Consider the following 21145-nt stretch of genomic DNA (forward strand, 5'->3'; position numbering starts at 1 on the left):
AGGTGCCCGGCCGGGCCAGGCTCGGCCGGGCACTGCGCTGCCGCCATACCACGATCAGCCCATCACGGGATGATTGACTAGGTTTGGGGCAAACACACGAAGGAGAAATCTGTGCGCTTCGGCATCTTCATCCCGCAGGGCTGGCGGCTCGACCTGGTCGGCATCGACCCGGCGGACCAGTGGCGGGTGATGCGGGATCTCGCGCAACGCGCGGATGCCAGTGACACCTGGGAGTCCCTGTGGGTGTACGACCACTTCCACACCGTCCCGGAGCCGACCGAGGAGGCGACGCACGAGGCGTGGACGCTCATGTCGGCGTTCGCGGCGTCCACCTCGCGGATCCGGCTCGGGCAGATGTGCACCGCGATGAGCTACCGCAATCCGGCCTACCTGGCGAAGGTCGCGGCGACCGTCGACCTGATCTCGGGCGGCCGGGTCGAGATGGGCATCGGCGGCGGCTGGTACGAACACGAATGGCGCGCTTACGGTTACGGTTTCCCGCCGGCGGGCGAGCGGTTGGCCCGGCTCGACGAGGGCGTGCAGATCTTCCGGCAGGCGTGGACCGAGGGCAAGGCCACCCTGGACGGTAAGCACTACCAGGTCGACGGTGCCATCGTGCGGCCGCTTCCGTTGCAGGAGGGCGGGATTCCGATCTGGGTGGCTGGCGGCGGTGAGAAGAAGACGTTGAAGATCGCGGCGAAGTACGCCCAGTACACCAACTTCAGCGGCGCGCCGGACGAGTTCGCGGCCAAGTCCGAGATCCTGCGCGCCCACTGCGCCGATGTCGGCACCGATTTCGACGCCATCGTGCGCTCCGCGAACTTCAACGCGGTGATCGGGTCCACCGAAGCCGAAGTCGAAGAACGCCTTTCGGCGATCCAGGCCAAACTGGCGTCGGTCATCGGCGACGACCCCGCCAAGACCTACGTCGACAACATGTTCCGCCCGTCGTTCGCGGTCGGCACCCCGGAACAGATCATCGAACGCATCACCCCCATCCGCGAACTCGGCCTCGGCTACGCCATCTTCAACTTCCCCGAGGCCGCCTACGACACATCGGGCATCGAGCTCTTCGAGAAAGAAGTAGCCCCGGCCCTCGCCTGAATCCGCGGAACGGGTGGTCGCCGATCCGCGACCACCCGCCCGCGTTTCGACCCGCCACCACCGGTTTCCGATGTTCGCTCGATCGGTTACCCGAAGCGACCGTGGATTTCATATTCCACTGTCAGACTTGGCGGATGTACGACTTCGACGTGCTGGTTCTCGGGTCCGGTCCCGGCGGCCAGAAGGCGGCGATCGCCACCGCGAAACTGGGCAAACGGTCCGCGGTGGTGGAGCGGCGGGACATGGTCGGCGGGGTGTGTATCAATACCGGCACCATTCCGTCGAAGACGCTGCGCGAGGCGGTGCTCTATCTGACCGGGCTGAGCCAGCGCGAGATGTACGGCCAGAGCTATCGGGTGAAGGACGACATCACCGTCGCCGATCTGCTCTCCCGCGCACAGCACGTGATCGGCCGCGAGGTCGACGTCGTCCGTAATCAGCTCTCCCGCAATCGGGTTGCGATGTTGCCCGGCCTCGGCGCCTTCGTGGACGAACACACCATCGAGGTGATCGACGGCACCGGTCAGGAGACCAAGGTGACCGCGGACAAGATCGTGATCGCCACCGGCACCCAGCCGGCCCGGCCGGACACGGTGGACTTCGACGGCAAGACCATCATCGACTCCGACGACATCCTGGATCTGGAACGGGTGCCGCAGTCGATGATCGTGGTCGGCGCCGGGGTGATCGGCATCGAATACGCCTCCATGTTCGCGGCGCTCGGCTGCAAGGTGACCGTGGTGGAATCGCGGGAACGGATGCTGGACTTCTGCGATATCGAGGTGGTCGAGGCGCTCAAGTACCACCTGCGTGATCTCGCGGTCACCTTCCGCTTCCAGGAGACGGTCACCGCGGTCGAGCGGCACCCGCGCGGTGCCATCGCAATCATGGCCAGCGGCAAGAAGATTCCGGCCGAGGTGGTCATGTATTCCGCGGGCAGGCAGGGCATGACCGCGAGCCTGCGGCTGGAGAAGGCCGGACTCAGCGCGGACAAACGCGGCCGGATCGAGGTGGACGAGTTCTTCCGCACCGAGGTACCGCACATCTACGCGGTCGGCGACGTCATCGGGTTCCCCGCGCTGGCCGCGACCTCGATGGAGCAGGGCCGACTGGCCGCGCACCACGCGTGCGGCGAACCGGTGCAGGCACTTTCGTCGTTGCAGCCGATCGGCATCTACACGATTCCGGAGATCAGCTTCATCGGCAAAACCGAGGACGAGCTCACCGCGGCCCGAATTCCGTTCGAGGTCGGCGTCTCCCGCTATCGCGAACTGGCCAGGGGCCAGATCATCGGCGACTCCTACGGTGTCCTCAAACTACTCGTCTCCTGCGAGAACCGATCCCTGCTCGGCGTCCACGTATTCGGCACCGGCGCAACCGAACTCGTACACATCGGCCAAGCCGTAATGGGCTGCGGCGGCACAGTCGACTACCTGGTGGACGCGGTATTCAACTACCCGACCCTCGCCGAGTCCTACAAGGTCGCCGCCTTGGACGCAATGAACAAGATCCGCCAGATCGAGCGCATGGACTGATCAGGGCACGCACGGCAAGCGCTGACGCTTTGCGGCGTGAAACACGAAAACCTCAGTGCAGCATCTGCACTGAGGTTTTCGTGAAAGGTGTTCCTACAGCATGCAGGACACGCAACCCTCGACTTCGGTTCCCTCCAGGGCCATTTGGCGGAGGCGGATGTAGTAGAGGGTTTTGATGCCCTTGCGCCAGGCGTAGATCTGGGCGCGGTTGAGGTCGCGGGTGGAGGCGGTGTCCTTGAAGAACAACGTCAGGGACAGGCCCTGGTCTACGTGCTGGGTGGCGGCCGCGTAGGTGTCGATGATCTTCTCGTAGCCGATTTCGTAGGCGTCGTCGTAGTACTCGAGGTTGTCGTTGTCGAGGTAAGGGGCCGGGTAGTAGACGCGGCCGATCTTGCCTTCCTTGCGGATCTCGATTTTCGACGCCACCGGGTGGATAGAGCTGGTGGAGTGGTTGATGTAGGAGATCGAGCCGGTCGGCGGGACGGCCTGCAGGTTCTGGTTGTAGATGCCGTGCTCCATGACCGAGGCCTTGAGCTCGCGCCAGTCGTCCTGGGTCGGGATCTTCACCTCGGCGTCGGCGAAGAGCTGCGCCACCCGTTCGGTCTTCGGCTCCCACGCCTGCTCGGTGTACTTGTCGAAGTACTCGCCGCTGGCGTACTTGGATTCGGGGAAGCCGCCGAAGTAGCTGCCGCGCTCCTTCGCGATCAGGTTCGACGCCCGAATCGCGTGGTAGACAACGGTGTAGAAGTAGATGTTGGTGAAGTCGATGCCCTCTTCGGACCCGTAGTGCACCCGCTCGCGGGCCAGGTACCCGTGCAGGTTCATCTGGCCGAGGCCGATCGCGTGCGACTCGTTGTTGCCCTGCTCGATCGAGGGCACCGAGTAGATGTGCGTCTGATCGGACACCGCGGTGAGCGCCCGGATGGACGTCTCGATGGTCTGCGCGAAGTCGGGTGAGTCCATCGCCTTGGCGATGTTGAGCGACCCGAGATTGCACGAGATGTCCTTGCCGACCTTGGCGTAGGACAGGTCGTCGTTGAACACCGACGGCGTCGACACCTGCAGGATCTCCGAGCACAGGTTCGAGTGGGTGATCTTGCCCGCGATCGGGTTGGCCCGGTTCACCGTGTCCTCGAACATGATGTACGGGTAACCGGATTCGAACTGCAGCTCGGCGATGGTCTGGAAGAACTCACGCGCCTTGATCTTCGACTTGCGGATCCGCTTGTCGTCGACCATCTCGTAGTACTTCTCGGTGACGTCGATGTCGGCGAACGGCACGCCGTAGATGCGTTCCACGTCGTACGGCGAGAACAGGTACATGTCCTCGTTCTTCTTCGCCAGCTCGAAGGTGATGTCGGGGATCACCACGCCGAGCGAGAGGGTCTTGATGCGGATCTTCTCGTCCGCGTTCTCCCGCTTGGTGTCCAGGAACCGGTAGATGTCCGGGTGGTGCGCGTGCAGATACACCGCGCCCGCGCCCTGACGCGCACCGAGCTGGTTGGCGTAGGAGAACGAGTCCTCCAGCAGCTTCATGATCGGGATGACACCCGAGCTCTGGTTCTCGATCTGCTTGATCGGCGCGCCGTGCTCGCGAATGTTGCTGAGCAGCAGCGCGACACCGCCGCCGCGCTTGGACAGCTGCAGCGCGGAGTTGATGGAGCGCCCGATGGACTCCATGTTGTCCTCGATGCGCAGCAGGAAGCAGGACACCGGCTCGCCGCGCTGCTTCTTGCCCGAGTTGAGGAAGGTCGGGGTGGCGGGCTGGAAGCGGCCGTCGATGATCTCGTCGACGAGCTTGCCCGCGAGTACCTCGTCACCGGCGGCGAGGGTGAGCGCGACCATGCAGACGCGGTCCTCGAACCGCTCCAGGTAGCGCTTGCCGTCGAACGTCTTCAGCGTGTACGAGGTGTAGTACTTGAACGCGCCGAGGAAGGTGGGGAACCGGAACTTCTTGGCGTACGCCTGCTGGAACAGCTGCTTGATGAACGGGCGGCTGTACTGGTTCAGCACCTCCGGCTCGTAGTACTTCTCGTCGACCAGGTAGTCCAGCTTCTCGTCCAGGTTGTGGAAGAAGACGGTGTTCTGGTTGACGTGCTGCAGGAAGTACTGATGCGCGGCCTCGCGGTCCTTGTCGAACTGGATCTCGCCGTTCGGACCGTACAGGTTCAGCATCGCGTTGAGGGCGTGGTAGTCCATGACCTCGGTGGCGTCCGCACCGCGGGCGGAAGACTGCTCTAAGCGAGCCGTTTTTCCGGCCGGCGCTGTCGTTGTTGTTGCCAAAACAATCCCAATCCCTCTCGGACGCGCTCGACGTCCTCGGCGGTTCCCATGAGTTCGAAGCGATACAGGTACGGCACCCCGCATTTACGCGAGATCACGTCTCCCGCATAGCAGTAGGTATCGCCGAAGTTCGTGTTTCCCGCCGCGACCACCCCGCGCAGCAGAGCGCGGTTGTGCGGATCGTTGAGGAACTTGGCGACTTGCCGCGGCACGAAATCCTTGTCGGATCTGTTCCCACCCAGGACGTGCCGACCGCCCCCGTAGGTGGGGACGATCAGCACGAAGGGTTCGTCGACGCGCAGCGAATCGGCGGTGTGCAGTGGAATGCGAGCTGCCGGGAGGCCCAGCTTCTCGACGAAGCGATGCGTGTTCTCCGAGGCGCTGGAGAAGTAGACGAGCGCGGCCTGTTCGGACACGGTCACCCTCTCCTCTCGGAGGAACGGAAGTGGAAGCGGTCAGGCCGCCACGGTGGCGAGCGACTTGATGCGGTCGGGGCGGAAGCCGGACCAGTGGTCCTCACCGGCCACGACGACCGGAGCCTGCAGGTAGCCGAGGGCCATGACGTAGTCACGTGCCTCGTCGTTCTCGGAGATGTCGATCACCTCGTAGTCCACCCCGACCTTGTCGAGGGCCTTGTAGGTGGCATTGCACTGGACGCAAGCGGGCTTGGTGTACACGGTGACGGTCATTGGTATCCCTCTTCTCCTTGTGCCTGATCCACAGCCTGTGATCCGTATGCCGATCGTTCGAGCGACCTAGCGATGCACGTTCCGACCTTGCTGCGCAAACTCCTGGATCTGGACTCGAATCCCCTGCTCAGCCCCTTCGGGCTGGATTTCGCAGAGCGGGGTGCCTTGCCGTCTTCCAGTACCGAAGACACTACACCTAGTGGCCGACAGATTCATCCAACACGACATGTTGCGAGTCACATTGATGGAATTCGAACGTCGTAAGTACCTGGACGCTCGATTCGCAACCCGACACGACCGTGGTGCAGATCACAATTTCGTACCGTAGCTGATTTCCAGCAAACTCCCTGAACAGACGAAGAGGGTCACCTCCGCCGCGCGGAGATGACCCTCGAGAAGACCGGACCGGAAGCTTACACGGCGGCGAATTCGCCCCGAGTGGCCTGGACCAGCTCGTGCACGGTGGCGGCCAGCTTGGTGAGCGCTTCGGCATCCTCGCGCGGGTGTGTCGCGCCGAACCGCTCGCCGATCGTGGCGAAGTGCAGGTGTGCGGATTCCACCACGCGGGCACCGGCCACGCCGAGCGACTTGACCGCGTCACCGTGTGCCCACTGCGCGGCGTTCGGGCTGATCGACGCGCTGACCACCGCGGTCGGCTTGGCCTTGATCGCACCGGCGCCGTACGGACGGGAGGCCCAGTCGATGGCGTTCTTCAACACGCCGGGCAGGGTGCCGTTGTACTCCGGGGTTACGACGAGCAGGCCGTCGGATGCGGCGACCGCGTCGCGCAGCGCCTGCGCCGCGGCGGGCACGGCACCCTCGACATCGAGGTCTTCGTTGTAGAAAGGAATGTCGGCGAGGCCCTCGTAGAGGGTGATCTCGACACCCTCCGGAGCCGTCTGCGCGGCCGTCTCGGCAAGCTGCCGGTTGATGGACGCGGCGCGGAGGCTACCGACGAGAGCGAGGATGCGGGTCTGGCTCATACCTGCGCCTCGCTGGCGCTCGGCTCCGGCATTCGCCAAAGGCGCTGTACTAATGATTCGCTCACTGCGCTCGCTCATGACGACTCCTGGTGTACTGAGTGTGTGGTGTCCGAACTTTCACTGATGACTAACTGGACCGTGGTCCGATTACTTCCCGCGGAGATTGCGTGAGTGCTGTGAGCTACCCCACATCGGATCTCCCCATGCCCGGGGAGCGTCCACTGCTCGGCATCGGCGCGCCGCTACCCGGCACGTCCGAACCCACCGAACGCGCCGACGCGGCACGCAACAGACAGTTGCTGCTGGACGCCGCGCAACAACTGGTGCGCGAGCAGGGGGTCGACAGCCTCACCATGGACGCGCTGGCCAAGCGGGCCGGGGTCGGCAAGGGCACCGTCTTCCGCCGGTTCGGCAGCCGGTCCGGGCTGCTGATGGCGCTGCTGGATCACTCAGAACGCAAGGCCCAGGAGGCCTTCATGTTCGGGCCGCCGCCGCTGGGGCCCGGGGCGGCGCCGGTGGATCGGCTCGTCGCGTTCGGCCGGGCGCGGCTGCTCGATATCGATGTGGAGGGCGAGTTGTATCGCGCCGCGGAGGTCGGCGAGGCGGCCGACCGCTACTCGGGCGCGCCGTACCGGTTGCTCAAGGCGCACGTGTCGATGTTGCTGCGGCAGGCGCAGTTGCCCGGCGATATCCCGTTGGTCGCGGACAGTCTGCTCGGCACGCTCAGTGCCGCGCTGGTCATGCATCAGATGCGCGAGCAGGGGTATACCCGCGATCAGATCGGGGACAACTGGGAAGCAATCGTTCGTCGCGTTGTTTCGCGGTGAATCGACAGTAAAGTGGGCTGCCATGCGGAACCTGCGCGAACAGATCATCACCGAGTTGGGCGTTCAACCGAGCATCGAGCCGAAGAACGAGGTACGGCGCCGGATCGATTTCCTCAAGGAGTATCTGAACGCCACTCCCGCAAAGGGTTTCGTGCTCGGCATCAGCGGCGGGCAGGATAGCTCACTGACCGGGCGGTTGTGTCAGCTGGCCGCGGAGGAACTGCGCGCGGAGGGCGTGGACGCGACGTTCATCGCCGTACGGCTGCCCTATGGCGTGCAGTCCGATGAGGCCGACGCGCGCGCGGCGCTACGTTTCATCCAGCCGGACAAGACGGTGTCGGTGAATGTCCGCCCGAGTGCGAACGCGACCGCGGGTGAGGTGGCGTCCGCGCTGAAGATCGACAAGCTACGTGATTTCGTGCGCGGCAATATCAAGGCGCGTGAGCGGATGGTGATCCAGTACGCGCTCGCGGGTCAGGAGAACATGCTCGTCGTCGGCACCGACCACGCGGCGGAGGCGGTCACCGGCTTCTTCACCAAGTACGGCGACGGCGGCGTCGACCTCACCCCACTGACCGGCCTGACCAAGCATCAGGGCGCGGCGCTGCTGCAGGAATTGGGTGCGCCGGAAAGCATCTGGTCGAAGGTGCCCACCGCCGACCTGGAGGACGACCGGCCCGCGCTGCCCGACGAGGAAGCGCTCGGCCTGACCTACCGCGAGATCGACGACTACCTCGAGGGCAAGGACGTCACCGCCGAGGTCGCCGAGCGGATCGAGTCCATCTATCTGAACACCCGGCACAAGCGGGCCGTTCCGGTGACCCCGCTCGATACCTGGTGGCGCGACTGAGTGTCGCTCTATGGCTTCGTAAGATCCTGTCCCGCAGCAGCTTCTACCTGCACGAGGCGCCGGGACAGGAAACGGCGGACCTGCTCGTTGGGCGTGCGATCGAGCGCGATGCGGTAGTGCGCTGCGGATTCCGTGTAGCGTCCGGCGCGCCGGAGCAGGTCGGCCCGGGTCGCGGCGACGAGATGCGACGCGGCCAAGCGCGGGTGGTCGGCGACTTCATCGAGGGCGGCGAGCCCGTTGTCGAAGCCCCGTAAGAACCCCACGGCGATCGCGCGGTTCACCACAACCATCGGCGAGTCGGAGTACATGAGCAGCTCGTCGTAACCGGAAACTATTGCAGCCCAATCCGTTTGCTCCCACGTTGCGGCCATGGCATGAGCGGCGGCGATGCGCGCCTGAGCGAGATAAGGCCCGGATCCGTCCGCAGCGGCGGAGATCAGACACCGCAACCCCGCCTCGATCTGCGGCCGATTCCACGCGGCCCGATCCTGTTCCTCGATCGGCACCAATTCCCCTTCCGCACTGCGGCGTTGGGCGCGACGGCTGTCGTTGAGCAGCATCAGCGCGAGCAACGCCCGCGCCTCCGGCTCATCCGGCAACAACCCGCACAACAACTTGCCGAGCCGAATTGCCTCGTCGCACAGCTCATCCCGGACCACAGTCGGTCCGGAAGTAGCGAAGTAGCCTTCGGTGAAGACCAGATAGATGCACGCCAGCACCGCGGGCAGGCGCTCCGCCAGCAGCGGCGCGGGCGGCACCCGCAGCGGAATGCCCGCCTCCCGGATCTTCGCCTTCGCGCGGGTAAGCCGTTGCGCCACTGTATGTTCCGGCTGCAAGAAGGCCCTGGCGATCTCCGAGGTCCGCAACCCACACACCAACCGCAGCGTCAGCGCCACCTGGGACTCCGGCGACAGCGCCGGATGACAGCAGGTGAAGATCATGCGCAGTTGGTCGTCCGATACCGGCGACACGTCGGCCTCCTCGTTCGGCGCGATCAGCAGCACGGCGTCCTGCTCCTTGCCGCCCCTGGCCGACTCGCGCCGCAGCCGGTCCAGTGCGCGATTGCGGGCCGCGGTGGTGATCCAGGCACCCGGATTCGACGGCACACCGCGGTCCGGCCAGGTGCGCAGGGCGTCGGTGAACGCCTCCTGCACCGCGTCCTCGGCCAGCCCGATATCGCCGACCAGCCGGGCGACGGTGGCGAGGGCCCGGCCGAACTCGGCGCGGTAGATACCGTCGATCGAGACGGCCGGGCCAGTCATCGTCAGAAGCCGACGTCGACGATGCGGCGTACCTCCGAGCGTCCCTGCGGGCCCCGCGGAATCTGGGCCGCGATCTCCGTGGCCTCGGCCGGACTGGCCGCCGTGAAGACGTACAGTCCGTCGACCACCTCGGCGCCCTCGGTGAACGGACCGTCGGTGAGCAGCAGTTTCTCGTCGCGTACCCGGACGGTCGTCGCCGTCGCCGGTGGCTGCAATGCCCCGCCGCCCCGGATCGCGTCGCCGACCTTCTCCGCGAACTCCCCGTGTCGGACGATCATCGCGTCCCACTCCGGGGTGCCCGGCGCGATCACGTCCGGCTGCGGCTCCCACAGCAGCGCGACCCACCAGTCGGCGGCGGGCACGTCGTGCGGCGACCACATCACCATCGGACGCACCTCGACCGCACCGCGCGCGGCCGCCGGAACCTGGCGAGCGAGCTGGATCGCCTCATCCAGATCCTTCGCGTCGAACACATAGAACCCGGTGACCACCTCGGCCTGCTCGGTGAACGGCCCGTCGGTTACCAGCATCCGATCGCCGCTGTGCCGGACATTGACCGCCGTGGCCGACGGGAACAGCGCCGCACCACCCGCGATCGCCGCGCCTGCCGACTCCTGGAATGCCGCGTACTTCGCCACCCCCGCGGCGAACTCCGGACTCCCCGGCTGGGCGCCCTGCCCGCTTCCCACAATCGTCGCCAAGTAGTGCATGGTCGCCAACCTTCCTCGAATGGAAGAGTCCGTCACCCTTCCTTACCCAGACGACGAACAACACACGGCTATATCCACACCGCCGCGAAACTATTTCTACTCCGGTTTCGCGTGATCTCGGCGCAGTAGTTCGGTGGTCATCGCGTGGATCGCCCTGGTCAGCTCGGTGTTGGTCTTGAGCTCGAGTTCCTGCTGGGAGAAGTCGTGGTCGGCCTTGATCTGCTGGAACTGGGCTTGGCGGTTCTGGCCGATCATCACGAAGGTCGACAGGAAGATCGCCTCGAGCGAGACGACCAGGGTCAAGGTGGGCCAGGGGTTCGACTCGCACCACACCATCCACACGACGAACAGCACCGCGTGGATATAGACGAATTGCATGGATCCGGCGAACTTGGTGATGGCGTCGGCCAGCCGAAGTTGCAGACTGGCCGCCCGGATCTCCTGCTGTTTCAGGATGGCGGGATGTTGCAGGAACTGCGACGGCTGGGGCATGTCCGATCGGTCTCCTCGCGCGGCGAAAGGCGTTGGCGCGCCGATGCTAACCCGCTATCGCGGGCCATGACCGAAACCTAGGACCGCAACGCGCCCAGCTCAGCCGCCCGCGAACGGCGGGAGCACGTCCACCCGGGGCGTCAACGCGGTGTGCGGGTCGCGCGTCAGCTCGTCGCCGACGAGGTAGGCGCAGACCGACAGCATCTTGTCGAGGTTGGGGCCGTACGAGGCGGACAGCGTGGAGCGCAGGTCGGCGACGGTGGCGCCGACCGGGAGGTCGAGGGTCTCGCGGTCCTTGCCGACGGCGTCGGCGATGGCGGCGAAGTAGCGGATCTCAACCACCGATGGCTCCCATCGTGCGTTCCGGCGGGACGAAGCCCTCGATGTCGATGCCGTGGCCCGCCCACTTGTTCCACATCGCGCCGCGCCACAGCGTGGCCAGTTCGGCGTCGTCGGCGCCGGAGCGCAGCACCTGGCGCAGGTCGTACTCCTGGTCGCTGAACAGGCAGGAGCGGAGCATGCCGTCGGCGGTGAGGCGGGTGCGATCGCAGGTGTCGCAGAACTTGCGGGTGACCGACGCGATGATGCCGACGGTCGCGGGACCGCCGTCGACCAGCCACTTCTCCGCCGGAGCCGAGGGATCGTCGCGGCCCGCCGCGGTCAGCTCGAAGCGGGCACCGAGCACCTCGAGCAATTCGGCGGCGGCGACCATGTTGGCGCGGGCCCATTCGTGGTCGGCATCGAGCGGCATCTCCTCGATGAACCGCAGCGCGCACGCCTCGTCCAGACACCACTGCAGCAGATCCGTGGCGCCGGACAGGGTTTCGCGCATGAGGACGGCGTTCACCTTGACCGGGGCCAGCCCGGCGTCGCGGGCGGCACGAATGCCTGCCAACGCGGAGTCGAGCCGATCGCGCCGGGTCAGCTTCGCGAATCCGGCACGGTCGACGGTGTCCAGCGAGACGTTCACCCGGCTCAGCCCGGCCGCGGCGAGCGCGTGGGCGCGATGCTCGAGTCCGACGCCATTGGTCGTCATCGCCAGCGGCGTGTCCGGCACCTGTTCGTGACAGCCCGCGATGATCCGTTCGAGATCGCGCCGCATCAACGGCTCACCGCCGGTGAACCGGACCTCCTCCACCCCGAGCTCGCGCACCGCCAACGTCACCAGGCGCACGATCTCGTCGACGGTCAGCAGTTCGTGGTGCGGAATCGCGGGCAGGCCCTCCTCGGGCATGCAATACGTGCAGCGCAACGAGCACTTCTCGGTGATCGAGACGCGCAAATCGCGAGCCACGCGCCCGAATCGGTCCAGCAGGAATGGCGTATCGGGGCGCCCGTCGAGCGAGGGACGCCCGGAACGCACGGCAGGAATCCCCATCTCGACCAGAGTCACCTGTCCATTATGACCTCCGTCCGTCGTTGGTCAGTCGCAGAAGGTACGGAATCACGCACCGCGCGCGCCGCGAGATTGTGAGGTTCACACAAGCCAGACGGCCGATTGAGCACGATCAGCGGACGTTAGGCTGGCTCACATGAACCCTCGGCCCGCCAGCGTCTCGGCCCGGCCCGTCGACGACTACCGAGACAGCATCGAACAGCTGTTGCGGCCGCTGGCCGCGCGCTCGGTCGAATCCGTCTCGGTGCCGGACGCGCTGGGTCGGCAGCTCGCCGACGACCTCCGCTCCCCGGTCGATCTGCCGGTGTTCCGCAATTCGGCGATGGACGGGTACGCGGTGCGCTCGGCGTCGGTGGTGGTCGCGCCGGTGACGCTGCGGCTGGCCGGTGTCGTCGCGGCGGGCAATGCCGGCCAGACTCCGCTGCCGCCCGGCGCCGCGATCAAGGTGATGACCGGCGCGCCGATCCCGCCCGGCGCGGACTGCGTGGTTCCGGTGGAGGACGTGCACGCCGACAACGGCACCGTGACCATCGAACGCGGCCGCAGCGCAGGCGAATTCGTGCGCGAGGCGGGCACCGATGTGCGGGCCGGCGATCTGCTGGTGCACGCGGGCACCACGCTCGAGCCACGGCACATCGCGGCGCTCGCCGCGGTGGGGTTGCCGACCGTGCCGGTGTTCCGCACGGTCCGGGCGGCGGTCATCACGACCGGCGACGAACTCGTTCCGGCAGGCAGCACCTTGCGCCCCGGGCAGATCTACAACTCCAACGGCATCGCGCTGGCCGCCGCGCTCACCGCGAACGGGGTCAGCGTCGTCTCGGTGGCGCACAGCACCGACGATCCCACTCAGTTCCGCAAGCTGCTGGCGGACGCGACCCGAGCCGCGGATGTCGTGTTCACCTCCGGCGGGGTGTCCAAGGGTGACTTCGAGGTGGTCAAGGACGTTCTCGGGCCGCTCGGCGGCACGTTCGGGCCGGTCGCCATGCAGCCCGGCGGGCCGCAGGGTCTGACCGTGATCGACGGTGTCCCGGTGCTCAGCTTCCCCGGCAATCCGGTCAGCACCATGGTGTCGTTCGAGGTGTTCACCCGGCCGATCCTGCGCGGCCTCGCCGGACTGCCGCATGTCGATATCTACGAACTGCCGCTACGCAACGAGGTGGCACGTTCCCCGCAGAGCAAGCGACAGTTCTTGCGCGGCAAGCTGATTCGCGCGAAGCACGGCGATCTGCCTGCGCTGCACCGGCATCCGGAGGCGGTGGAGGTGGTGTCCGGGCCTGGTTCCCATCTCGTCGCGAGCATGGCGTGGGCGGACGTGTTGATCGATATTCCCGCCGAGGTGACCTCGCTGCCCGCGGGTGCCGTTGTCCGAGTGTGGGCGCTGTGATCCGCCCTGTCCCAGGAGTATTCGATGAGTGAGTTGTCCCATGTGGACGGCGAGGGCCGCGCCCGCATGGTCGATGTCAGCGCCAAGTCCGACACCACCCGCATCGCGGTGGCCGGGGGTGAGCTGCTGACCACCGCCGAGGTGGTCGCGCTGGTGCGGGCCGACGACATGCCCAAGGCCGACGTGCTGTCCACCGCACGCATCGCGGGCATCGCCGGCGCGAAGAAGACCTCGGAGCTGATCCCGCTGTGTCATCAGCTCGCGTTGTCCTCGGTGCAGGTCGAATTCGGCTTCACCGAGGACACCATCACCATCGAGGCCACCGCGAAGACCAAGGGGCCCACCGGAGTCGAGATGGAAGCGCTGACCGCGGTCGCGGTCGCCGGGTTGACCCTGCACGACATGGTGAAGGCGGTCGATCCGGCGGCGACGCTCAATGGGGTGCGGTTGCTCACGAAAGAGGGTGGCAAGCAAGGACATTGGGTGCGGCCCGCTGCGGGACACGTCCACGAGGTCAGCGCCGCAACGGAATCCGCCGCTCATGCCAGCGAGGCCGCAACGGAATCCGCCGCTGATTCGACCTCCCATGTAAGCGAAGGTACGGCGAATAATGCTGCGCCAGAGCCTGTTTCGAACACCTATTCCGCGGTTGTCGTCGTCGCCTCGACCGGTGCCGCCGCAGGCACCCGCATCGACACCACCGGCCCCGTCCTGACGGAATGGCTTGCCGGTCTGGGCTTTTCGGTACGCGGACCGCTGGTCTACGCGGACGCCGACATCACCGTCGGACTGGCCGACGCACTGCGCCTCGAACCGTCGCTGGTAATCAGCACCGGCGGCACCGGCGCCTCCCCCACCGATGCCACCCCCGAAGCCACCCTCGCCGTGCTGACCCGCGAACTGCCCGGCGTCGCCGAGGCGATCCGCCAGCGCGGCACCGCGAAGTTCCCCCTGGCCGCCCTGAGCCGCGGCGTGGCCGGGCTGGCCGGACGATCCGTGGTGGTGAACCTGCCGGGCTCCCCCGGCGGCGTCAAGGACGGCATGGCGGTGCTCGAACCGCTGCTCGACCATCTGCTCGCGCAAGTAGCCGGAGGCGGAAGCCATGACAACAACTGAACCCACCGTCCGGCTGGCCCGGATCAGCGACCAGCCGCTCGACGCCGCCGCGGTCGAGGCCGCGGTGACCGGGCCGCACTACGGCGCCGTCGTGGTGTTCACCGGCAAGGTCCGCGATCACGATGGCGGACAGGCCGTTTCGGCACTGGAGTACTCGGCGCATCCGGAGGCCGAGCGCTTCCTGCACAAGGTGTGCGCCGAGCTGGCCGAATCCGCGGGCCTGCCGGTCGCCGCCGTGCACCGGATCGGCAAGTTGACCATCGGCGACGACGCGATCGTCGTCGCGGTCGCCGCCGCGCACCGTGCCGAGGCGTTCACCGCCTGCGCCGCACTGGTGGACCAGATCAAGCACGAGGTTCCGATCTGGAAGAGACAGTTGTTCGCCGACGGATTGTCCGAATGGGTCAATGCCTGCGGTTAACCAATCTGTGACGCGAACCCTATGACGAATCAACACGCCGAAGATAGCGTTTCCGCACACGCAGTTCGCCGGAGGCGCGGGAGGATGCGATGGGTACCGATCAGGTTTTGCTGTACCGGTTCGTCATCTCTCAGCTCAGCGCGGCCGGTCTCGATCGTGAGCGACTGATCCGCGAGACCGGGCTGCCCGAGTGGACAATGGCCGGCGACGACGTGCACCTGCCCAGCCACACCTTCTCCCGGCTGTGGGAACTCGGCGAGCACGGGCTCGGCGATCCGGACGTCGCGCTGAACGTGGCCCGCCGCTACCAACTGCCCACCCTCGGCCTGTACGACTACCTGTTCTCCACCGCGTCGACGCTCGGCGCGGGCCTGGCCACCTGCGGGCCGTACGTCAGCGCGGTCACCACCAACCACCGCTTCGACCTGGTCGCCGAGCGCGACGGGGAGGTGACCCTCTACCTCGACATGATCCGGGGCGAGGGCCGTGGCCGCGATCTCACCCAGCTGTGGGGCCTGGCCGCCGTGCTCAGCCGGGCCAGGCGGGTGGTCAGCGAGCCGGTTGTCCCGCTGCGGGTCTCGTTGCGTCAATCGCCGCCGACCAAGCTGGCGACGTTCGTCGAGGTGTTCGGCACCACCGCCATCGAATTCGACGCCCCGGTGGACGCGATGGTCTTCCGCGCCGCGGACATGGATCTGCCGCTGACCACCAGCGATCCGATGCTCGCCGCGATACTGCAACCGCTCGCCGAGGCCTTGCCGCCACCGCCGCCGCTGGCCACCGCCTGGCCGGAGCGGGTCGCGGCCGCACTGGCCGACGCGTTGGAGACCGGCGACGTCTCGCTCGATCAGGTGGCGCGCAGGCTAGCCACCAGCCCACGCACGCTGCAACGTCGTTTGATGGAGGCGGGCACCACGTGGCGGCAGGAACTGGATCGGGCGCGCACGGCCCGGCTCAGCCAGGCAACGTCCGGCGGGCCGCTGAGCAGAACACGGCAGGCCGAACTGCTCGGCTACTCCGACGCGGGCTCGATGCGCCGCGCGGCCCGGCGGTGGTCCCTGACGAATCGCGGGCGACAGTCCGCCCGCTTCGACTGAGACCTCACGGTTTGAGGAAACGCGCCACGATCCCCCAGAACGTGGTGCCCTCGATGGTGCGGAAATTCCAGCCGTTGGCAATCGCGTGTGATTCGGCCACAATGCCGGGAACGTCGAAATCGTAGCGCGTGGCGGTGCCCTTGGCCTCCAGCACTTCGATCACGTACGCGGTGGCGCTCTTCTGCGAATCTGACACGGAAAACTCCCATCGGTCGCTGAACGAAACGGATGAATCGGTGCGCCGACCCGACACCACGCGCGGCCTGTTCGCACCATTGCGCACGTGCCGACGCGGCGGGCACCAGGACAGCCTCATGTCCGCCCGACGCCGCCGCTAGCACTGAACGCGCCATTTTCGGGCCGAACGCGCCAAACTCATCCGTTAGTGCGGCGTGTAGCGCCACACGCCGAGCATGGATTGCGGGTCGAGCGGGTCATCGTCGAGGTGCACGGTGTCCTGCAAACGCTTGGTTGCCACCTCGGCGTCCAGGCCCGCGCCGATCAGCACCAGCTGGGTGGTGCGGGATTCGCCGCGCGCCCAGTTCGCCGGCTCGAACACCAGGTGGCGGCCGACCAGGTGCAGCACGAACTTGCGGCGCTCGTCCGCGACGGCGAAGGCGGCGAAGCCCTTGGCGCGGAACAGGCCGGGCGGCGGGTCCTCCAGGAAACCGATCAACCCGCGCGGGTCCAGCGGCTGCTCGCTGGTAAAGGAGACGCTGAGGTAGTCGTCGTGCAGATGACGGTGCTCGGCATGGTCGTGATCATGATGGTCGAGTAGCTCGTCGAAGCTCAATTGCTCTGCTACCGACGGTGTTTCGCGCAGCGGTTCGTCGAACAGCAGGCCGGGCTCGAGGCGGCCGTGCGTGGTCGCGTACACCGGCACCTGGCCGATCAGCTCCGCGATGTCCTGCCGCAACGCGCTCAGCTGCGCGTCCGGCACCCGGTCGGCCTTGTTGACCACCACCAGATCGGCCAGCCGCAGATGCGTGGTCAGCTCGGGATGGAGCGCGCTGCTCGCCGGGAACTGCTCGGCATCGACCACCTCGACCAGGCCGCCATAACGGATGCGCGGATTGTCGCTGCCCACCACCATCCGGATGAGATTGCGCGGCTCCGCGAGGCCGCTCGCCTCCACCACGATCACGTCGATCTTGGCGCGCGGCTGCGCGAGCCGGGTGAACAGCTCGTCCAACTCGCTGACGTCGACGGCGCAACAGACACAGCCGTTGCCGAGCGACACCATGGCGTCGACCTGCCCGGCGACCAGCATCGAGTCGATATTGATCGCGCCGAAGTCGTTGACAACCACGCCGATTCGAGTGCCTCGACTGTTGCGCAACAGGTGGTTGAGCAGCGTTGTTTTCCCGGAACCGAGAAAACCCGCGACGATCACAACAGGAATCCGGTCAGCCACGCCGACCACCATACTGGGCGGCACAATGGCGCCGGAAAAGCCGAACGTCACCCTCGTCGAGGGTGACGTTCGGTGCTGGTGCGGGTGCTATTTGGCGGGGGCGATGAACTTGGCCGCCAACGCGTAGGCGATGTTGATCAGTTCGGCGGTGACCAGGTTGTTGTCCACGCCGAATGACTTGGCCAGCGGCATCAGCAGGGTCAGCACCATGTCCATGATCTCGCGGACGGACGACATGTCACTCGACTCATCGGACGGGACTTTGGTGCCCGGCAGGGTGGGGCTCTGCTGGGTGCCGGGTGTGGTCGGTGACTGCTGGGTGCCCGGCCATGTCGCGGTGCCTGGGTCGGTCTGCGTTTGTGGGGTGAATGGTGAGGACTGGCCCTGCGGTGCGAGCTGGCCCTGTGGTGCGGCTTGTACCTGCGGAGCCGCTGCGCCTGCGGGCGGTTCAGTCGACGCCGGATACGGCTGCAACTGCGGCGAATTCGACTGCGGTACGGCTTGTACCTGCGGCGCAGCGGCACCGGCCGGTGGCTCGGTCGAGGCCGGATACGGCTGCAACTGGGGCGCGTTCAGCGCCTGCGGTGCCGCTGCACCCGCAGGCGGTTCGATCGAGGCCGGATACGGCTGCAACTGGGGCGCGTTCAGCGCCTGCGGTGCCGCTGCACCCGCAGGCGCTTCGGTCGACGCCGGATGCAGCTGCAACGGCGCCGAATTCGCCTGCGGTACGGCTTGCGCCTGCGGTGCCGACTGCGCGGGCGGCACGACCGCCGCGGGCTGCGGCGCGGACACTGCCGGAGCACTCGCCTGCGGTTCGATCGACGCGGGATGCTGCTGCGGCATCGGCGCGGCGGCGGGCTGCTCGCCCGTCACGTTCGGCGTCACCGATTGCGGCCCGAGCAGATAACCCACCAGCCCGGTGGTGATGGTGACGGCATGCTTGAGCTGACCTTCCTTGCTCTCCAACACCGCGGCATCCTCGGCATTGGCACCGTTGCCCATCTCGACGAACACATCCGGCACAGCGGTGAGCGCGGGCCCGGCGATGTCCTTGCGCGGCTGCAAACCATCCGCACTCGCGTACTTCGCGGGCACGAACCCGGCCTGCAGGTAGGCGTCACGCATCGCGGTCGACGCGGCCAACCCGGCATTGGACTGGATCGCGTTGACCGTCGCGTCGGGAATCGGCAACTCCGGCACGATCAGATGGAAGCCACGCTGGTCGGCGGGCGCACTGTCGGCGTGAATACTCACCGCGACGGCAGCACCGGACTCGTTCGCGGCCCTGGCGCGATCATCGATACAACCGCCCCAGCCCTGATCATCCTGGCGACTCAATACGACCTTCGCGCCGAACTCCTCCAGCGCGGTCTTCACCAACTGCGCCACATTCCAGTTGATGGTGTGCTCGGGCACCCCGTTCACGGTGACCATGCCGGTGGTCTGGCAGTCCTTCATGCCGCCACGACCGTCGCTGACCTGCTTGGCCACGTTCTCGGCATGCGCGGACCCCTGATGACCCGGATCGACGAACACCGTCTTGCCCGCGAGCTTGGTCGCCAGGTCCGGCTCCGCCGGAGCGGCCGTAGCGGTGACGGGAACCAACCCGGACATCGTCACCGTAACCGCGGCCGTGACGGCAGAACAGATTCCGGCCCTGATGATGCTTGGCTTCATGTTCGGTCGGTGCCCCGGGGAACTGGGCACCCCTCCCTTCCCATTAGTAACACCAAACCCAGTGGTTCACTCTCACAACGCGAGTATCAGCATAGCAAGTCCAGTTATCCAACCGTTACCGCTGGCGCGGCGTGTTCATCAGGTAATTCAGGCATCGCACGGCGGGCGTCGCATCGCCTCGACTAGCCCGCTATCGCCCAGCGCACGCAGCCCCGCCCAGCCGGTCGCCGACTCGCCATCGGCGGCGCAGGTCGGCCACCTACGTCAGGGCCAGCACTGCGCGCGCGTCGGCCCCGACTGTGATCACCGCCTCAATCTCGCCGGTCGAGCGAACCCCGACGACCGCACGACCACCCCAATCACGCAGTCCACCATACGTTTTGGATACCGGCGCGCAGATGTGCGCACATGACCATTCACTGGCAATGTCTTTACTTATGCTTTACCATGGGCGTGCAGACAGGTTCCATCGATCGAAGGGATAACTCCATGAACGATCTGATCAAGACCCTCGCGCAAGACGCCAACTGGGACAAGTGGGTCGCCGTGAACTCGGATTCCGGGGCCAAGGACGGGTGCATCTCGAAGGCGGGCTGCATCTCCAAGGCAGGTTGCATCTCCTAGTCGCAGCCCGGGTCCGAGCCGGTTTCCCGGCTCGGATCCGGCTATGGCAGACATCATGACCGACACTCGCACCACTCGCCCGCTGCCGAACGAGTTCGTCGAGGCGACCCGCGACATCCCGTTCTACCGGGAGAACGCGGCGGCGAATTCCTTCCCGATCATCACGAAATCCGAACTCGCGGAGACGTTCCCGGATTCGTTCATGACGCCACAGGTCCAAACCGCACTGGAATCCGGTGCCGCCCAATATGTCTGGTCCACCGGAACCAATCATGCCCGGATGCCGCTCATCCGCCCCCCGCTGTTCCTGCTGAAGACCTACTACGCGGTGTGGCGGGATCATCCGGAGATCGGCGAGACCTTCGCCGCCGGTGTGCCCAGGGTCTCGGTTACCACGCGCTTGGCGACCGATCATGTGACGCGGATCAGCGAAGCCAAAGGTGGTGCGCCCGCCGATATCGCGCGGCGGTGGCTCGACGACCGGACCGTGTATGTCAATCAGGAGCTGGATCCCGCCACCTGGTCGTCGGCCGCCGTCGATCGGATGATCGCGGAGATCGGCGCGGTCAGCGCTGAAAATGGTGGTGGCCGTTACCATCTCGACTGTTCGTCGTACCACGCCGCCTACCTTTTCCAGGCGGCGGGCGACCGATTCCCGCAGCCGGTCAGTGCGATTCACGGATACGAATTCACGCCCCGGAATGTCCGGAGTTTCCTCGCCGAACGGCTCGATTGTCCCGTCGTCGAACTGTTCGGGAGCACCGAGCTCGGTTACCTGTACTACGGCGATACGCAGGGCCGCTACCACCCGCACCTGGTCGACATGGAGGTCGAGCTCCAGCCGATTCCGGGCAGCCGTGGCATCCACAGCTTGGTCGTCTCCAGTATCCGCAACCCGTTCATGCCGCTGCTCCGGTACAACACCGGCGACTGCGTGCACACCGGCGACGGCTCGGCAGATCCGCGGCAGATCGTGCGTTTCTGCGGCCGGGACAAGGAACTTCTCGTCACCGACACCGCCATCACCTCGCAGGCGGAGCTCGACGATGTCATCGCGGATATCAGTGCACGGGTGTTCGTCTACCAGTTGCGCGTCGACGGCTCGCAGTCGGAGCTGGCCTACACCACCTTCGATGGCGCGGCCCTCGACCGTAGTTCCGCAGATGCGCTGGCCGCAGCGGCAACCAGGTTGACCGGATCGATGGTGACTGTCGCGCACCGTACGCACATTCCGATCGGCAAGTCCGGCAAGTACGCCTGGCTTGTTCGCTGAAGGAGCCC

22 protein-coding genes are annotated in these 21145 nt (G+C 66.4%); 10 read left to right on the forward strand and 12 right to left on the reverse strand.

From position 1 onward, the window contains the following. Positions 1 to 111: 111 nt before the first annotated feature. Both ACQPW1_RS37800 and sthA read left to right on the forward strand, forming a co-directional pair. Positions 112 to 1104, forward strand: coding sequence for an LLM class F420-dependent oxidoreductase (locus ACQPW1_RS37800; protein WP_433657359.1), 993 nt, complete (start codon positions 112 to 114; stop codon positions 1102 to 1104). Between the two features lie 134 nt (positions 1105 to 1238). Then, complete coding sequence (gene sthA, locus ACQPW1_RS37805; protein WP_433657361.1) at positions 1239 to 2639, forward strand: Si-specific NAD(P)(+) transhydrogenase; 1401 nt, start codon at positions 1239 to 1241, stop codon at positions 2637 to 2639. 93 nt (positions 2640 to 2732) lie between these two features. Here sthA and nrdE read toward each other — a convergent pair whose 3' ends face one another. From nrdE to ACQPW1_RS37825, 4 genes are all read right to left on the reverse strand, one after another. Beyond that, a complete protein-coding gene (nrdE, locus tag ACQPW1_RS37810; RefSeq protein WP_433657363.1) occupies positions 2733 to 4838 on the reverse strand; it encodes a class 1b ribonucleoside-diphosphate reductase subunit alpha in 2106 nt (701 codons plus the stop codon). Positions 4839 to 4876: 38 nt separating this feature from the next. Next, positions 4877 to 5338 carry a class Ib ribonucleoside-diphosphate reductase assembly flavoprotein NrdI gene (gene nrdI, locus ACQPW1_RS37815; protein WP_433657365.1) on the reverse strand — a complete coding sequence of 154 codons (462 nt, stop codon included), beginning with the start codon at positions 5336 to 5338 and terminating at the stop codon, positions 4877 to 4879. Positions 5339 to 5377: 39 nt separating this feature from the next. Further along, on the reverse strand, positions 5378 to 5611 hold the full coding sequence (gene nrdH, locus ACQPW1_RS37820) for a glutaredoxin-like protein NrdH (RefSeq protein WP_150407919.1): 234 nt from the start codon (positions 5609 to 5611) through the stop codon (positions 5378 to 5380). Positions 5612 to 6024: 413 nt separating this feature from the next. Then, positions 6025 to 6594 carry an NAD(P)H-dependent oxidoreductase gene (locus tag ACQPW1_RS37825; RefSeq protein ID WP_433657366.1) on the reverse strand — a complete coding sequence of 190 codons (570 nt, stop codon included), beginning with the start codon at positions 6592 to 6594 and terminating at the stop codon, positions 6025 to 6027. Between the two features lie 203 nt (positions 6595 to 6797). Between ACQPW1_RS37825 and ACQPW1_RS37830 the strand changes: the two genes are divergently transcribed. Together ACQPW1_RS37830 and nadE are read left to right on the forward strand one after the other, a co-directional pair. Beyond that, positions 6798 to 7421 carry a TetR/AcrR family transcriptional regulator gene (locus tag ACQPW1_RS37830; RefSeq protein WP_433657368.1) on the forward strand — a complete coding sequence of 208 codons (624 nt, stop codon included), beginning with the start codon at positions 6798 to 6800 and terminating at the stop codon, positions 7419 to 7421. 22 nt (positions 7422 to 7443) lie between these two features. Beyond that, positions 7444 to 8271, forward strand: coding sequence for an ammonia-dependent NAD(+) synthetase (nadE, locus tag ACQPW1_RS37835; RefSeq protein ID WP_433657370.1), 828 nt, complete (start codon positions 7444 to 7446; stop codon positions 8269 to 8271). Positions 8272 to 8279: 8 nt separating this feature from the next. Here the strand turns inward: nadE and ACQPW1_RS37840 are convergent, their stop codons facing one another. The 5 genes from ACQPW1_RS37840 to moaA form a co-directional block, all read right to left on the reverse strand. Further along, positions 8280 to 9533, reverse strand: coding sequence for an RNA polymerase sigma factor (locus ACQPW1_RS37840; RefSeq protein ID WP_433657372.1), 1254 nt, complete (start codon positions 9531 to 9533; stop codon positions 8280 to 8282). A gap of 2 nt (positions 9534 to 9535) precedes the next feature. Continuing rightward, complete coding sequence (locus ACQPW1_RS37845) at positions 9536 to 10243, reverse strand: YciI family protein (protein WP_433657373.1); 708 nt, start codon at positions 10241 to 10243, stop codon at positions 9536 to 9538. Positions 10244 to 10339: 96 nt separating this feature from the next. Next, positions 10340 to 10735: a DUF1003 domain-containing protein gene (locus ACQPW1_RS37850; RefSeq protein WP_433657375.1), complete on the reverse strand. Its 396-nt coding sequence runs from the start codon at positions 10733 to 10735 to the stop codon at positions 10340 to 10342. A 99-nt stretch (positions 10736 to 10834) separates the two neighbouring features. Continuing rightward, positions 10835 to 11077, reverse strand: coding sequence for a MoaD/ThiS family protein (locus ACQPW1_RS37855; protein ID WP_433657377.1), 243 nt, complete (start codon positions 11075 to 11077; stop codon positions 10835 to 10837). Beyond that, complete coding sequence (gene moaA / locus ACQPW1_RS37860; protein WP_433657379.1) at positions 11070 to 12128, reverse strand: GTP 3',8-cyclase MoaA; 1059 nt, start codon at positions 12126 to 12128, stop codon at positions 11070 to 11072. The genes ACQPW1_RS37855 and moaA overlap by 8 nt, the downstream gene beginning before the upstream one ends. Positions 12129 to 12267: 139 nt before the next feature. Between moaA and ACQPW1_RS37865 the strand changes: the two genes are divergently transcribed. From ACQPW1_RS37865 to ACQPW1_RS37880, 4 genes are all read left to right on the forward strand, one after another. Beyond that, complete coding sequence (locus ACQPW1_RS37865) at positions 12268 to 13515, forward strand: molybdopterin molybdotransferase MoeA (RefSeq protein WP_433657380.1); 1248 nt, start codon at positions 12268 to 12270, stop codon at positions 13513 to 13515. 24 nt (positions 13516 to 13539) lie between these two features. Further along, positions 13540 to 14631, forward strand: a complete 1092-nt coding sequence (moaCB, locus tag ACQPW1_RS37870) for a bifunctional molybdenum cofactor biosynthesis protein MoaC/MoaB (RefSeq protein ID WP_433657382.1) — start codon at positions 13540 to 13542, stop codon at positions 14629 to 14631. Beyond that, positions 14618 to 15052, forward strand: coding sequence for a molybdenum cofactor biosynthesis protein MoaE (locus tag ACQPW1_RS37875; protein ID WP_433657384.1), 435 nt, complete (start codon positions 14618 to 14620; stop codon positions 15050 to 15052). Before moaCB ends, ACQPW1_RS37875 begins: the two co-directional genes overlap by 14 nt. A gap of 89 nt (positions 15053 to 15141) precedes the next feature. Then, positions 15142 to 16149 carry an AraC family transcriptional regulator ligand-binding domain-containing protein gene (locus tag ACQPW1_RS37880; protein ID WP_433657386.1) on the forward strand — a complete coding sequence of 336 codons (1008 nt, stop codon included), beginning with the start codon at positions 15142 to 15144 and terminating at the stop codon, positions 16147 to 16149. Positions 16150 to 16153: 4 nt separating this feature from the next. Here the strand turns inward: ACQPW1_RS37880 and ACQPW1_RS37885 are convergent, their stop codons facing one another. The 3 genes from ACQPW1_RS37885 to ACQPW1_RS37895 all read right to left on the reverse strand — a co-directional run bounded on the left by ACQPW1_RS37885 (position 16154) and on the right by ACQPW1_RS37895 (position 19240). Continuing rightward, positions 16154 to 16345 (reverse strand): hypothetical protein, encoded by a 192-nt coding sequence (locus ACQPW1_RS37885; protein WP_433657387.1) that lies wholly within the window; start codon positions 16343 to 16345, stop codon positions 16154 to 16156. Positions 16346 to 16531: 186 nt separating this feature from the next. After that, positions 16532 to 17575, reverse strand: a complete 1044-nt coding sequence (locus ACQPW1_RS37890; RefSeq protein WP_433665451.1) for a CobW family GTP-binding protein — start codon at positions 17573 to 17575, stop codon at positions 16532 to 16534. A 75-nt stretch (positions 17576 to 17650) separates the two neighbouring features. Further along, complete coding sequence (locus ACQPW1_RS37895; protein WP_433657389.1) at positions 17651 to 19240, reverse strand: N-acetylmuramoyl-L-alanine amidase; 1590 nt, start codon at positions 19238 to 19240, stop codon at positions 17651 to 17653. Between the two features lie 489 nt (positions 19241 to 19729). On the opposite strand from ACQPW1_RS37895, the gene ACQPW1_RS37900 reads away from it, so the two are divergent. Then, the gene (locus ACQPW1_RS37900; RefSeq protein ID WP_433657391.1) at positions 19730 to 19864 is read left to right on the forward strand and encodes a hypothetical protein; all 135 of its coding nucleotides are present in this window, start codon (positions 19730 to 19732) and stop codon (positions 19862 to 19864) included. A 55-nt stretch (positions 19865 to 19919) separates the two neighbouring features. Then, positions 19920 to 21137 carry a hypothetical protein gene (locus ACQPW1_RS37905; protein ID WP_433657393.1) on the forward strand — a complete coding sequence of 406 codons (1218 nt, stop codon included), beginning with the start codon at positions 19920 to 19922 and terminating at the stop codon, positions 21135 to 21137. Positions 21138 to 21145 lie beyond the last annotated feature (8 nt).

The organism is Nocardia sp. CA-128927 (assembly GCF_050955855.1).
In the GTDB taxonomy this organism is placed as follows: domain Bacteria; phylum Actinomycetota; class Actinomycetes; order Mycobacteriales; family Mycobacteriaceae; genus Nocardia.